Here is a 12,782-nt window from a genome sequence, read left to right on the forward strand (position 1 = left end):
GCGCGCGCCACCGCCGGCCGCGCCGCGCGAGCCACGTCCGGCTGCCGGAGCCGGCCAGGTCGCACCCCTGTCTGTTCCCTGCCGTCGCGTCACGCAATCACCGGCGTCTCCGGATCCCCGCCCGGACGACCCGGCCGCAGAACGCGGAACGGGCCTGCGCCGGCGTCCGCGGTGACGTCGACACAGGCCCGAGCAGGGCGTCGGAAAGTAGCCCCTCGTCCGTCGGATCGGTCTAGCTGAGCATCTCGTAGGTCGACTCGGGAGCCTCGACGACCTGGTTCGCCGGCGGCTTCTGCGCGCCCTTGGCGGCGCCGTAGTCGGCGTAGGTGACCTTGATGTCGTGCGCCTTGGTGTCGCCGGCGGCGGGCACGGAGATGACCAGCTCGGTGAGCCGGCCCTCGGTGTCCAGCTTCGCGGTGAACGGCAGCGCCTTGGCCTGGTCACCCAGGGCCTTCAGCACATCGGCGTCCAGGGCTTCCGCATCGGTGGCGGCGGTGGCGTCCAGCTTGCCGGCGTACGCGCCCTCGCCGGTCTTCTGCACGTCGGTCACCGCCTTGAACAGCACGTCGGCGCCGGCCGGGTCGACGTCCTCCAGGTCGAAGGCGAGCGCCTCGGAGTCCTTGATGCGGGACCGGTCGAGGTGCTGGTACTTGTCCTGCTGGGCGGTCATCTGCGGGGGAAGGCTCTCGGCCAGCGCGCCGAGATCGAGCTTCATCCAGCTGTCCGACTGGATGTAGATCAACTCCATGGACATCCCGGCCGCTTCGGAGTCCTCGTCGAAGGTCACGGTGAACTGAGCGCTGTTGCTGGGCTTGTGCACCAGGCCCTGCCCGGTCAGCCCGTCGCCGGTGAGCGTGAAGTTGAAGTTGCCCTTCTCGATCTCCTTGGTCGAGGCGAGGAGCGCCTCCTTCGGGTCGGCCGGCACGACCGGGCTCGCGCCGCTGGTCGGCTCGGTGGAGCCGGAGTTGCAGGCGGCCAGGCCGGGAACGAAAAGGGTGGCGGCGAGGACGCCGACGGTCCACCGTCGAATGTTCACAATCATCTCTCTTCGAAACAGGACGGCACCCGGCGGGACGAATCCGCCGGGCATCGAGCCGAGGCAGATTAGCCGATCTTCCCGACCCGTGGGGGGCACGCTCAGCTCAGCGACCCGGCCAGCGCCCGTAGCTCGTTGTCCCGCGCGTCACCGACGACGATCACCGTACGGGCCGGTTCCAGCAGCACCAGCGCCTGCTCGTTGCCCCGGGCCGTGTACCGCTGCCAGGTACGCCCCCCGAGGTCGGTCTGCCCCTGAGGTTGGCCCTGGTCGGTCAGCTCGGCGGGCAGCAGCCGCTCCGCCGGCACGTTGCTCTGCACCACCTGGACGCCCCGGCCCTCCGGCGTCAGGTACCCCAGGCGCAGCGTCGCACCGCCCTCGACCTGCTGGAAGGAGGCGTTGACCGGGCGCCACCCCTCGCCCAGGCCCTCCGGTTGGCTGACCGGGAAGGCGTTCGCCGCCCGCGCCGAGGCGAGCGCGGGTGCCGGGTCGACCACGGTGGGCTGGTCGCCGCCGAGGAAACCCCGGTAGAAGGCGAGCAGCAGGGCGATGGGGATCAGCAGCACGAGCAGCGAGATCGCCATGTCCTTCGGTGAGCGCTCCGAGCGACGCACGTCCGCGGCGGGTGGCGGGGCCGGAAGCTCCCCGGTCTCCGCCGCGCCCACGGTGGGCGGCGTCGCCGGGGCACCGACGGGCTCCACCAGGGCCGGCTCCCCCGGGGGTACGGCTCCGGCGGACGCGGGGTCGACCGGCGGCTGGCCCTCCGGCGGAGTGCGGTCGGCGGGTACGCGGTCGGCAGGCTGTGCGGGTTCCACCCCGACATCTTCGCAGCCGCCCGACGAGACGTATCCAACCCATCACCGCCCCGCCACCACACGCCACCCGGGATCGTGTGAGGATCAGCCACAAAGCCGGCAGCGGCGACGCCGCGCCCTGCCGGTCCACCCCGCACCGTCGCGAGGAGGAGCCGTCATGACGAACACCAGGACGCGGACCCCACAGGACCTCGACCGCAACCTCGCCCTCGACCTGGTCCGGGTCACCGAGGCCGCAGCGATGGCCGCCGGCCGCTGGGTCGGCCGGGGCGACAAGGAGGGCGGCGACGGGGCCGCCGTCGACGCCATGCGCAAGCTGATCAACTCGATCCCGATGCGCGGCGTCGTGGTGATCGGCGAGGGCGAGAAGGACAACGCCCCGATGCTCTTCAACGGCGAGGAGGTCGGTGACGGCACCGGCCCGGAGGTCGACGTGGCGGTCGACCCGATCGACGGCACCACGCTGATGAGCAAGGGCATGCCGAACGCCCTCGCCGTGCTGGCGGTGGCCGAGCGCGGCGCGATGTTCGACCCCAGCGCCGTCTTCTACATGGAGAAGCTCGCGGTCGGCCCGGTCTACGCCGACGTGGTGGACATCAACGCCGGCGTCGCGGACAACCTGCGGCGCATCGCCAAGGTCAAGGGCACGGACGTCTCCGAGGTCACGGTCTGCGTCCTGGACCGGTCCCGCCACGACAACCTGGTCGCCCAGATCCGGCGCACCGGGGCGGGCATCCGCTTCATCTCCGACGGTGACATCGCGGGCGCCATCGCCGCCGCCCGGGGCGAATCCGACGTCGACGTGCTGATGGGCATCGGCGGCACGCCCGAGGGGATCACCGCCGCCTGCGCCCTCAAGTGCATGGGCGGCGCCATGCAGGCCAAGCTGTGGCCGCGCGACGACGAGGAGCGGGAGAAGGCGATCGCGGCCGGGCACGACCTGGACCGCGTGCTCACCACCGACGACCTGGTGACCGGCGACAACTGCTTCTTCGTCGCCACCGGGGTCACCTCCGGCGACCTGCTGCGCGGCGTGCGGTACAAGGCGGGCGGGGCGTACACGCAGTCGATCGTGATGCGATCCAAGAGCGGCACGATCCGGGTGATCGACTCGTACCACCGGCTGGAGAAGTTGGCGCTGTACTCGGCGGTGGACTTCGACGGCCGTCCCCTGGCCGAGCAGGAGTGAGTTCCGCCGGGACGCTGGTCCGGCCGACCCCGTCGGCGACCCGCCGGATCACCGGCGTGGGCCTCGCGACCGCCTCCGGGCTGGCCGTGGCCGTGCAGTCCCGGATCAACGGTGAGTTGGGCGTACGCCTGGCCGACGGGATCGCCGCGGCGGTGATCTCGTTCGGCGGGGGCCTGCTGGTGCTGCTGGTGCTTGTCCCCGCCACCCCGCGCGGGCGGCGGGGCCTGGCCGCCCTGCGCGGGGCGCTGGCGGCACGGACGTTGCGTCCGTGGCAGTGCCTCGGCGGGGTGTGCGGGGCGTTCCTGGTGGCGACGCAGGGCCTCACGATCGGCACCCTGGGCGTCGCCGTCTTCACCGTGGCGGTGGTCGCCGGCCAGTCCGGCAGCAGCCTCGCGGTCGACCGGGCCGGCATCGGCCCGACCGGCCGGCAGCCGCTGACCGCCCGACGCCTGGCCGGGGCGGGGCTCACGGTGGTCGCGGTCGTGCTGGCGGTCGGCGACCGGATCGGCGACCCGGACGCCCTGGCGCTGGCCCTGCTGCCGCTGCTCGCCGGGGTGGGCATCGCCTGGCAGCAGGCGGTCAACGGGCGGGTCGGCCGGGCGGCCGGCAGCGCGTTGACCGCCACCCTGGTCAACTTCACCGTCGGCACGGTGGCCCTGTTGGTCGTGTTCGCGGTCGACGTGGCGGTACGCGGCCGTCCCGCCGGTGCGCTGCCCACCGAGCCGTGGCTGTACCTGGGTGGCCTGATCGGGATCGTCTTCATCGCGATCGCCGCCGCCATCGTCCGCTTCACCGGTGTCCTGCTGCTCGGCCTGGCCACCATCGCCGGCCAGGTGATCGGTGCGGTCGCGCTGGACCTGGTCCTGCCCACCGCGGCCTCGCAACCCGGCCCGACCACCCTGCTCGGTGCGGCGCTGGCCCTGCTCGCCGTGCTCGTCGCCGCCGCGCGGTAAGGAAGGGCCCCTTATTAACGCCTCGTGTAGTAAAAGGGTCCCTTCCTAACGCTTGGCGGCGCCCGCCCGCAGCGCACCGATCGTCTCGGCGAGCGCCTCGTCGAGCGGGGTCGGCGCGATCCCGAGCGCCCGCTCGGCGGCCGTCGAGTCCATCAGGTACGGGCGGTCGAACTGGTACGCCGTCTCCCGCAGTTCCCGGGCGAACGGGTTGACCAGTCCGCCCAGCCACACCGCCGCGTACGGCAGGCGGGTCATTCTCGGCGCGGGTACGCCGGCCAGGGTCGCGGCGCGGGTGGCCAGGTCGCGCACGGTCACCGCGGGCGGGCTCGGCACGTGCCACGCCCGCCCCCAGGCCCGCTCGCTTGTGGCGGCGGCGACCACGGTGCGGGCCACGTCGCCCACGTACGTGAACGTGTGCGGGGCGTCGACGTCGGCCGGGACGACCACCCGGCGGCCGGCGAGCACGGCCGGCAGCACCATCGTGGTGAGGGATGTGGTGCCGGCGCCGAGGTAGTCGGAGCCGCGGACCTCGGTCACCCGGACCCGGCCCGCCTGGTGGGCGGCCAGCGCGTCGGCCCACATGCGGTTGCGGACCCGCCCCTTGGTGCCGGTCGCCGCGAGCGGGGTGGCCTCGGTCATCGGCGCGTCGACCGGTCCGTACCCGTAGAGGTTGCCGACTGTGGCGAGCACGGCGCCGGTGCGCTCGGCGGCGTTGAGCAGGGCGGCGGCGAGCGGCGGCCAGTCGACCGGCCACCGGTGGTACGCGGGGTTGGCGCAGTTGTACAGGGCGGCGGCGCCCGTGGTCAGGGCGGTGAGGCGGTCGGCGTCGGTGGCGTCGGCGGCGACCCGCTCGACGGCCGGGTGGTCGGGGCCGGCGCCCCGGCGGCTCACCACCCGCACCCGCTCGCCGCGCTCGGCGAGCAGGCGGGCGGTGGCGGTGCCGACGGGTCCGGCGCCGACGATCACGTGGAGCGACATCAGAGGTCACCTTTCGAATCGGGGATCCAATCCGAGAGCACTGCTCTCGGCGGCGTGTCCAGCATGCCGGACCCGCGCGACTCCGTCAAGAGCAGTGCTCTCGGTTTTGATTGGCGCTCTCACTCGTGGCAGAGTGGGCCCATGGTCGCCAACACCTTCCGGGCCCGGGTGCGCGCCGGGATGATCGAGGAGATCAAGTCCGTGGCCCGCCGCCACCTGGCCACCGACGGGGCCAACCTGTCGCTGCGCGCGGTCGCCCGGGACCTCGGCATGGTCTCGTCCGCGATCTACCGTTACTTCCCGAGCCGCGACGACCTGCTCACCGCGCTCATCCTCGAGGCGTACGACGCGCTCGGCGACGCGGTCGAGGCGGCGGACGCCGCCGCCGACCCGACCGACCTGCGCGGCCGCTGGCACGGGGTGTGCCGGGCGGCCCGGGGCTGGGCGCTCGCCCACCCGGCCGAGTACGCGCTGCTCTACGGCAGCCCGGTCCCCGGCTACACGGCGCCCGACGACACCATCGAGCCCGCGCAGCGCCCTCCGCTGACGCTGGTCGGCATCCTGCGGGACGGCCTGGCCGCCGGGCAGCTCACCCCGCCGCCGACCGACGAGCTGCCCGAGCCGGTCCGTGCCGACCTGGCCGAGATCGCGGCGGCGTACTTCCCGGGAATGCCGGAGGCGCTGCTCGCCCGGGGGATGGCCGGGTGGACGCAGCTCTTCGGGCTGATCAGTTTCGAACTGTTCGGTCGGATCAACCGCGCCCTGCCCCACCGCGACGAGTACTTCGACCACCAGATTGCCCTGATGGCCGACCTGATCGGCCTGCCGGCCTGAGCCCCGTCCGGTCTAGTCCGTCAGGCCTGCCCGGCCGGGTGCGACGGGTCCGCCGCGTGGGGCCGCGCCGGATCGGCCAGCCGGGCCGCCCATTCGGCGGTGTCGTTCTCCCAGTCGACGTGGAGCGAACCCACCCGCTCCCACCGGCCGTCCGGGTGTCGGAACGCGAACCCGTCCCGGCCGTTGGCGGCGAGGACGCCGTGGCCGCCCTCGGCGCCGAACACGACCAGTTCCGGCGAGGAGAAGTGCCGGTCGACGTCCCCGGGCTCCGGGTACCGGCCGGCCAGCGCCTCCCGCTGCAGTGACGGGTCTCATTCCGGCCACGACCGGGCGAAGATCAGGTGCCGTCGGAGGAGTGCCCGGGGAAGAGGTGGGCGCTCGGGTCGATCACCACGGCCGCGTTGTTCACCGCCGTGGCGGCCTCTCCGAAGCCGGTGGCGATCAGCCGGACCTTGCCCGGGTACTCGGTGATGTCGCCGGCGGCGAACACCCGGGGCAGGTTGGTGGCCATCGTGCTGTCGACCACGACGTGCCGGCGGTTCAGGCGGAGCCCCCACTCGGCCAGCGGCCCGAGGTCGGCGGTGAAACCCAGCGCCGCGACGACGGTGTCGACCGGCAGCACCTCCGCCGCGCCGCCCCGGACGGTGATCTCGGCGCCGGTCACCGTGCCGTCCCCGTGCAGCCTCGTCACCTCGGCGTTGACGATCACCCGAACCGGCATGCCGAGCACGCGGGCGACGGTGGCGGCGTGCGCCCGGAACTTCTCCCGGCGGTGGACGAGGGTCACCGAGCGGGCCAGCGGCTGAAGCGTCAGTGCCCAGTCGAAGGCGGAGTCGCCCCCGCCGACGATGAGGACGTCCTGGTCGGCGAGGTCGGCCGGCTGCGGTACGAAGTAGACGATCCCGCCGCCGACGAAGTGCTCCGCGACCGGCAGCGGCCGGGGCGTGAAGCTGCCCAGGCCACCGGTGATGAGGACGGCTCCGCAGGCCAGTTGCTCGCCCCCGGCGAGACCGAGCACCGGCCGGCCGTCGGCGTACGAGAGCTTCTCCGCCCGGGTGCCGAGCAGGTAGCGCGGCCCGAAGGGGGCGGCCTGGGCGACCAGGTTGGCCACCAGGTCCCGCCCCTTGACAGCGGGGAACCCGGCGACGTCGAGGATCAGCTTCTCCGGGTACATCGCGGTGATCTGGCCGCCGGGCTCCGGCAGTGCGTCGATCACCGCGACCGAGAGCCCCCGGAACCCGGCGTAGTACGCCGCGAAGAGGCCGGCGGGCCCGGCTCCGATCACCGCGACATCGACCTCGCGCATGGGCGTACCGTCGCTTTCCGCTCACGGATCAACGGGTGCTGATCTCTCGACGGTAGAGGCGGCGCGACGGTCAGGCAAGGGTGTCCCAGGTGCGGCGGCGCGTCGCGTCGCCGCAGCTCAGGGCAGGGTGAGCGTCGACTCGGAGTGGTACGGACCGAGGTCCGGCCGGCGACGCCGGAAAATGATCGCGGCGACGATCCCGCCGAGCAGCCCGAAGAGGTGGCCCTGCCAGGAGATGCGCTCGTCGGTGGGGAGGATGCCGACGAGCTGCCAGCCGTAGAGCAGGCCGACGAGGAGGAAGACCGCGAAGTTCCACCAGCTCCGCTCGACGATGCCACGGGTGAGCAGGATGCCGAGGTAGCCGAAGATGACGCCGCTCGCGCCGACCACCACCGAGTTGGACGAGCCGGTGAACCAGACGCCGAGGCCGCTCACCAGCACGATGATCAGGGTGGACCAGAGGAAGCGGCGGGCGCCGGCGGCGAGCACGAAGGTGCCGAGCAGGATCAGCGGGATGCTGTTGCTGTAGAGGTGGTCGAAGCCGTGGTGCAGGAACGGTGAGAAGAAGACCCCGTCGAGGCCGTCGATCCGCTTCGGGATGATGCCGGCCGCCGGGTCGAGCCCGAACGCCAGGCCCTGGTCGACGGCCTCGATGAGGAACAGGAACGGCACCACCGCGCACATGGCGACGAAGGCCCGGCCGAGCGCGGCGTAGAACGCCTCGGTGCCGAACCGGTGGGGGTCGCCGCTTCCCGGAAGGAGGGTCACCTGTCAACAGCTATCAGGTGACGGCCACAGCCGCCACCCGAGCGGGTGTCCGACGGCGGAAACACCGGTGGCGGGATGTGGTCGACCACACCCCGCCACCGGTGACCGGTCAGTACCAGCCCACGTCCTGGGAGTGGGCCCACGCCCCGCACGGGGTGTCGTACCGGCCCTTGATGTATCCGAGGCCCCACTTGATCTGGGTGGCCGGGTTGGTCTGCCAGTCGTCCGCCACCGAGCCCATCTTGCTGCCGGGCAGCGCCTGCGGGATGCCGTACGCCCCGGACGAGGGGTTGCGGGCCTTGTGGTTCCAGCCGCTCTCCTTGTCCCAGAGCTTGTTCAGGCAGGGAAACTGGTCGATCCCGAAGCCCGCGTCGATCATCAACGCGCAACCGATCTTCCGGTTTCCGCTGAACTCCTCGCAGGAGGACGGGATCGGTCCGTCGTACGGCTTGCTCTCGGCGGCCTTCGTCTCGGCGGCGGCCTTGGCGGCGGCCTCGCGGGCCTTCTTCCGCGACGCCGCGGCGGCCTCCGCCCGGCGCTTCCGCTCGGCGACCGCCTCGGCGGCCGCGGCCGCCCGCAGCTTCTCCTGGTACTCGGTGGTCCGCTCCTTCGCGGAGTGCACCTGGCGGGCCTGCTGCAGCGCGGCCTGTTCGACCGCGACGCCGACCTGCGCGCTCTGGCCCTGATCCCGGTCGCCGCCCAGGTAGAAGCCACCGGCGACGCCCACGGAGAGCAGCGCGACAGCGGCCGTACGGGCGCCCAACCGGCTCCACAGCCGACTCACGAAGTGGTCCCTTCGTCGGGTGCAAGGACACGACGCGTACCGCACCACGGATGGGCGGGGATCCGCGCCGCGAGCGCCCCGACCCAACGGTCGCGGTCGACCCACCCCGGGGTCGTCGACGTCGTCCCGCCGGAGCGGGCGAACGATCACCGACGATCTTCGTGGTGCGCGAGCGCTCGTGGGACACCATCGCGCACAGTGAGGCTGATGGGAAACCACCAGGCCCGATTGTGACTTGTGCCACACAGATTATGTGGACAAAGATACCGAAATCGGACGTCAGAGCGGGTTGTCCTCCAGAAGATCCGTCACCATGGCGGCGATCGGCGACCGCTCCGATCGGCTGAGCGTGACATGCGCGAAGAGCGGATGGCCCTTCAGCGCCTCGATCACCGCGGTCACCCCGTCGTGCCGTCCGACCCGAAGGTTGTCCCGCTGGGCCACGTCGTGGGTCAGCACGACACGGGAGCCTTGGCCGATGCGGGACAGCACCGTCAACAGCACGCCCCGCTCCAGCGACTGCGCCTCGTCCACGATGACGAAGGCGTCGTGCAGGCTGCGCCCCCGGATGTGGGTCAACGGCAGCACCTCCAGCAGCCCGCGGGAGGTGACCTCGTCGAGGACGTTCTCGTGGACCACGGCGCCGAGGGTGTCGAACACCGCCTGCGCCCACGGCGACATCTTCTCCGACTCCGAACCCGGCAGGTAGCCGAGCTCCTGCCCGCCGACGGCGTACAGCGGGCGGAACACGACCACCTTCCTGTGCCGGCGGCGCTCCATCACCGCCTCCAGGCCGGCGCAGAGCGCCAGGGCGGACTTGCCGGTGCCGGCCCGGCCGCCGAGCGACACGATGCCCACCGAGTCGTCCAGCAGCAGGTCGAGCGCGATGCGCTGCTCCGCGGAGCGGCCGTGCAGGCCGAACGCCTCGCGGTCCCCCCGGACCAGCCGGACGGTCTTGTCGGGCAGCACCCGGCCGAGCGCCGAGCCCCGGGTCGAGTGCAGCACCAGACCGGTGTGACAGGGCAGCCCGGCCGCCTCGTCCACGTCCAGCGACTCGCCCGCGTACAGGCGGCTGATCTGGTCCTCGGTCAGCTCCAGCTCGGACATCCCCGTCCAGGTGGGGTCGCTGGCCTGGCCGTGCCGGTACTCGTCGGCCCGCAGGCCCACCGACGCCGCCTTGACGCGCAGGGGCATGTCCTTGCTGACCAGCGTGACCGCACGTCCCTCGGCGGCGAGGTTCAACGCCACGGAGAGGATGCGGGCGTCGTTGGACTCGGTGCGGAAGCCCGGAGGCAGTACCCCGTCGTCGCTGTGGTTCAGCTCGACGCGCAGCGTGCCGCCGTGGTCGTTGGCCGGCACCGGCCGGTCCAGCCGGCCATGCCGCACGCGCAGCTCGTCCAGCAGTCGCAGCGACTGGCGCGCGAACCAGCCCAGCTCCGGGTGGTGTCGCTTGCCTTCCAGTTCGGAGATGACCACCAGCGGAAGCACCACCTCGTGCTCGGCGAACCGGTGGAACGCCGCCGGGTCGGAGAGCAGCACCGAGGTGTCCAGGACGAACGCCTGGCCGGATGGTCGGGGCTCCTCGTTGCCGGCCGGGACGGCCGCGGGGCGGCGGCTCCGGGTGGCGCGGCGGGTCGTGGCAGTCGCGGCCGGGGTCTGGTCGGCACCGGCGGTCGTACGGCGAGTCGTCACAGGCCTGCTCCGGCGGATGGGCACCCGGCCACCCGCGTTCCGCCTCCTCCGGTGCCCGGGGACACGGGGTCGGATGCGGGCCCCGTGCGCGAGGTCGCAGATCCGGGCTTGCCGGCTGGCCCGGGACAACCCCGCGCCATGCCTAGACGCTAGCGGCGCCGGACCGTCCCGGCTAGAGGGCCACGTGGATCTTCCACCGACCGGGGGGGTGAACAGGGTCGGCACCCGAGGGCCGCCAACGCGCCGAGCCGGACCGGGGCGGGTAGCGCCGGCCACGCGGCGGAACCGGCCGGGATGCATGCCCCCTGCGCGCATCCCGGCCGGTGGGGTCAGCGTCACCGGTCTGACCTGACCCCGACGGTGCGTGTCCGCCGCGGACGACGCACCGTGCCCTCACGTACCGGCCGGCGGGTCTCGGGTCCCCGCCGGCCGGGCTCAGGTGGCCCGTCGTACCAGCGTGCCGGTCGGGTGTCGTCCGGTGACCGGCGCGGCCGGCGTGGTGAACGACGAGCCGGTGTACGTGGTGCCGGGGCGGACCACCGTGCCGGTGACCCGGGTCCGGGCGGCGTTGTCGGCCGGCGGCGGCCCGGCGAGCGCGGAGGCGATGGCCGCCTGGGCGTCCCGCCGGCGCCGGTTCCAGGCACCCCGGTCACCGTCGAAGTAGCCCTGCCGGTATCCGAACCGGTAGCCGATCCGGTAGCTCAGCTGACCGTGCAGGCGGCCCGCGGCATAACTGGTGGCCGCGAGGACGAGGACGAGGAAGACGGCGAGGAACGGACTCATCCGGCCGCTCCGGCGTGCCGTACCTGTGTGCTCATCGCTCCTCCGGCTCGGCCGGGGTGGAATCGACGACCAGCAGCCGGTCGAGGTCGTCGGTGCTGACCTCCTCCACCAGCTCGACGCTGATCCGGCACCCGTCCAGCACGACCTCCGCCACCGACGCGCGGCGGATCTCGCCGCCGGCGTCGTAGACCCGGACGCTGAGTTCGGGGCAGCCGAGGTGGGTACGCCAGGCGTTCCACTCTGCACGGTCGCCGACACTGAGGGAGAGGTAGCGGCAGCCCCGGGCCAGGTAGAGGCGCCAGGGCGCGGTCAGGCCGGCGGCGACACCGTCGGCGATCAGACCGAAGGCCTGCGCACGGGTGGCGAGTTCGGTCACCGTGTCCCCCTCGTGCCGGAGATGTCACGCATGTGAGCACTCATCGTCTCCTGCACGTGACACACGGTAGGTTGTCCCATGGACGTGACAGTATCAGCTTTTCGTCTGATTACCCCCGCACATACGGTTATCTATTCTGCCCAGGTGACACCCCTCAGAAGCGCACCCGGATCGTTTACCGGGAATCCGAACATGCCGTCACGTTCGCGTGACAAGCGCGTGCCGGGCGAGGCGGCGACGACCGGCTGGTCGTACGGTCACCGGGTGACCGAGACCGCCAACGCACGGAAGATCGCCTTCGCCACCTTCGTCCGCCGCGCCCTCGACGAGGCACGTGCCACCCGAGCGTGGAGCGGGACCGAGGTCTCCCGACGCACCGGCGTCTCCCGCCAGACGATCAACCGGTGGGTCCGGGGCGACTGGGCCAGCGACCCGGAGGCCGAACGCGTCGTGGCCTTCTGCGAGGGCCTGGGCCTCAACCCGGCCACCGCGTTCGCCGCGCTGGGCTGGGACCGGCGGGCCACCCCGCGGACCGCCCCGGCACCGCCGCCGATGGATCCCGACGTGGAGGCGCTGCTGCGCCGGCTGGTCGACCCCACCGTGTCGGATGCGGAGAAGTTCCACATCCGGGAGACCATCCGGTACCTCGCATATCGCCCGACTCTCCCGGTCGACGTCCGAAAACGAGGTAAACAGGCCGGGTAGTTCCTCAGATGGCGAAAGAACGGCTGGTCAGACTCATTCGTTTCGCTCCGGGGCCGGATTCGGCGCGCTAGCGTCCGTATTCGTACTGCTTGGGCTCGTCGTCGGCGGGGGGACGGGACAAGGCCGAATCCAGCCCTGCGGGACAGAAGGAGGGGTCTGTCCATGACCCTGAAGTGGTTGGCAGTCATGGTCGCCACCGTGTCGCTGACACTGTGCCTGACCGGGAACGCGGTGATCCTTGCGGTGAACGGCGGGCAGCTTCCCCTGCTCGTCAACCTCCTCACGCTCACCGCCACCGGCACCGCGGTCGTCCTGGCCGTCGTGGCCGAACTGCACGACCGGCTCAACGACCGGGTCAGCGCGCTGACCGAGTTCCTGGTGGCCCGGCTCAACGAGATCGAGACCAGCACCGGTGACCGGAACACCGGGTTCGTGGAGGGGTACCTGCTCAGCCACAGCCAGGAGGCGGCCGTCGTGCCGTTCGGACGCCGGGGACGGGGAGCCGCCGAACGCTGACCCGCGCATCCGCCGGCCCCACGCGGCCGCCCACCGTGAGGCCGGGC

Annotated in this window: 15 protein-coding genes; 5 read left to right on the top strand and 10 right to left on the bottom strand. The window is 72.5% G+C overall.

What is annotated here, in order from left to right:
• Window positions 1–232 precede the first annotated feature (232 nt).
• A complete protein-coding gene (locus ACN26Y_RS03515; RefSeq protein WP_155328859.1) occupies window positions 233–1,042 on the bottom strand; it encodes a hypothetical protein in 810 nt (269 codons plus the stop codon).
• 95 nt (window positions 1,043–1,137) lie between these two features.
• Window positions 1,138–1,851 (bottom strand): DUF4245 domain-containing protein, encoded by a 714-nt coding sequence (locus ACN26Y_RS03520; RefSeq protein WP_155328860.1) that lies wholly within the window; start codon window positions 1,849–1,851, stop codon window positions 1,138–1,140.
• Between the two features lie 157 nt (window positions 1,852–2,008).
• Here ACN26Y_RS03520 and glpX point away from each other — a divergent pair, with 157 nt between their 5' ends.
• Window positions 2,009–3,040 (top strand): class II fructose-bisphosphatase, encoded by a 1,032-nt coding sequence (gene glpX, locus ACN26Y_RS03525; protein ID WP_155328861.1) that lies wholly within the window; start codon window positions 2,009–2,011, stop codon window positions 3,038–3,040.
• Window positions 3,037–3,993: a DMT family transporter gene (locus ACN26Y_RS03530; protein WP_422734323.1), complete on the top strand. Its 957-nt coding sequence runs from the start codon at window positions 3,037–3,039 to the stop codon at window positions 3,991–3,993. The genes glpX and ACN26Y_RS03530 overlap by 4 nt, the downstream gene beginning before the upstream one ends.
• A 45-nt stretch (window positions 3,994–4,038) precedes the next feature.
• Here ACN26Y_RS03530 and ACN26Y_RS03535 read toward each other — a convergent pair whose 3' ends face one another.
• Window positions 4,039–4,971 (bottom strand): NAD-dependent epimerase/dehydratase family protein, encoded by a 933-nt coding sequence (locus ACN26Y_RS03535; protein ID WP_155328863.1) that lies wholly within the window; start codon window positions 4,969–4,971, stop codon window positions 4,039–4,041.
• A gap of 141 nt (window positions 4,972–5,112) precedes the next feature.
• On the opposite strand from ACN26Y_RS03535, the gene ACN26Y_RS03540 reads away from it, so the two are divergent.
• Window positions 5,113–5,805, top strand: coding sequence for a TetR/AcrR family transcriptional regulator (locus tag ACN26Y_RS03540; RefSeq protein ID WP_155328864.1), 693 nt, complete (start codon window positions 5,113–5,115; stop codon window positions 5,803–5,805).
• 20 nt (window positions 5,806–5,825) lie between these two features.
• Here the strand turns inward: ACN26Y_RS03540 and ACN26Y_RS03545 are convergent, their stop codons facing one another.
• The 7 genes from ACN26Y_RS03545 to ACN26Y_RS03575 form a co-directional block, all read right to left on the bottom strand.
• Window positions 5,826–6,029 carry a hypothetical protein gene (locus ACN26Y_RS03545; RefSeq protein WP_422734324.1) on the bottom strand — a complete coding sequence of 68 codons (204 nt, stop codon included), beginning with the start codon at window positions 6,027–6,029 and terminating at the stop codon, window positions 5,826–5,828.
• A gap of 113 nt (window positions 6,030–6,142) precedes the next feature.
• Window positions 6,143–7,111 (bottom strand): NAD(P)/FAD-dependent oxidoreductase, encoded by a 969-nt coding sequence (locus ACN26Y_RS03550; protein ID WP_422734325.1) that lies wholly within the window; start codon window positions 7,109–7,111, stop codon window positions 6,143–6,145.
• 117 nt (window positions 7,112–7,228) lie between these two features.
• On the bottom strand, window positions 7,229–7,879 hold the full coding sequence (locus tag ACN26Y_RS03555) for a rhomboid family intramembrane serine protease (RefSeq protein ID WP_155328867.1): 651 nt from the start codon (window positions 7,877–7,879) through the stop codon (window positions 7,229–7,231).
• A 109-nt stretch (window positions 7,880–7,988) separates the two neighbouring features.
• Window positions 7,989–8,663: a lytic transglycosylase domain-containing protein gene (locus ACN26Y_RS03560; RefSeq protein WP_155328868.1), complete on the bottom strand. Its 675-nt coding sequence runs from the start codon at window positions 8,661–8,663 to the stop codon at window positions 7,989–7,991.
• 279 nt (window positions 8,664–8,942) lie between these two features.
• Entirely contained in the window at window positions 8,943–10,355 is a 1,413-nt protein-coding gene (locus ACN26Y_RS03565) for a PhoH family protein (RefSeq protein WP_155328869.1), read from the bottom strand.
• A 435-nt stretch (window positions 10,356–10,790) separates the two neighbouring features.
• Complete coding sequence (locus ACN26Y_RS03570) at window positions 10,791–11,138, bottom strand: hypothetical protein (protein ID WP_155328870.1); 348 nt, start codon at window positions 11,136–11,138, stop codon at window positions 10,791–10,793.
• Between the two features lie 31 nt (window positions 11,139–11,169).
• A complete protein-coding gene (locus tag ACN26Y_RS03575) occupies window positions 11,170–11,514 on the bottom strand; it encodes a hypothetical protein (protein WP_422734326.1) in 345 nt (114 codons plus the stop codon).
• A 264-nt stretch (window positions 11,515–11,778) separates the two neighbouring features.
• Between ACN26Y_RS03575 and ACN26Y_RS03580 the strand changes: the two genes are divergently transcribed.
• Window positions 11,779–12,219: a helix-turn-helix domain-containing protein gene (locus tag ACN26Y_RS03580; RefSeq protein ID WP_155328872.1), complete on the top strand. Its 441-nt coding sequence runs from the start codon at window positions 11,779–11,781 to the stop codon at window positions 12,217–12,219.
• Window positions 12,220–12,381: 162 nt separating this feature from the next.
• The gene (locus tag ACN26Y_RS03585; RefSeq protein WP_155328873.1) at window positions 12,382–12,735 is read left to right on the top strand and encodes a hypothetical protein; all 354 of its coding nucleotides are present in this window, start codon (window positions 12,382–12,384) and stop codon (window positions 12,733–12,735) included.
• Window positions 12,736–12,782: the final 47 nt, after the last annotated feature.

Source organism: Micromonospora sp. WMMD558 (assembly GCF_049315255.1).
Taxonomy (GTDB): Bacteria; Actinomycetota; Actinomycetes; order Mycobacteriales; family Micromonosporaceae; genus Micromonospora.

Coding starts and splice junctions, on each gene's coding strand:
- ACN26Y_RS03515 (WP_155328859.1), bottom strand. CDS start 1,042: ATGATTGTGAACATTCGACGGTGGACCGTCGGCGTCCTCGCCGCCACC.
- glpX (WP_155328861.1), top strand. CDS start 2,009: ATGACGAACACCAGGACGCGGACCCCACAGGACCTCGACCGCAACCTC.
- ACN26Y_RS03535 (WP_155328863.1), bottom strand. CDS start 4,971: ATGTCGCTCCACGTGATCGTCGGCGCCGGACCCGTCGGCACCGCCACC.
- ACN26Y_RS03540 (WP_155328864.1), top strand. CDS start 5,113: ATGGTCGCCAACACCTTCCGGGCCCGGGTGCGCGCCGGGATGATCGAG.
- ACN26Y_RS03550 (WP_422734325.1), bottom strand. CDS start 7,111: ATGCGCGAGGTCGATGTCGCGGTGATCGGAGCCGGGCCCGCCGGCCTC.
- ACN26Y_RS03570 (WP_155328870.1), bottom strand. CDS start 11,138: ATGAGTCCGTTCCTCGCCGTCTTCCTCGTCCTCGTCCTCGCGGCCACC.
- ACN26Y_RS03585 (WP_155328873.1), top strand. CDS start 12,382: ATGACCCTGAAGTGGTTGGCAGTCATGGTCGCCACCGTGTCGCTGACA.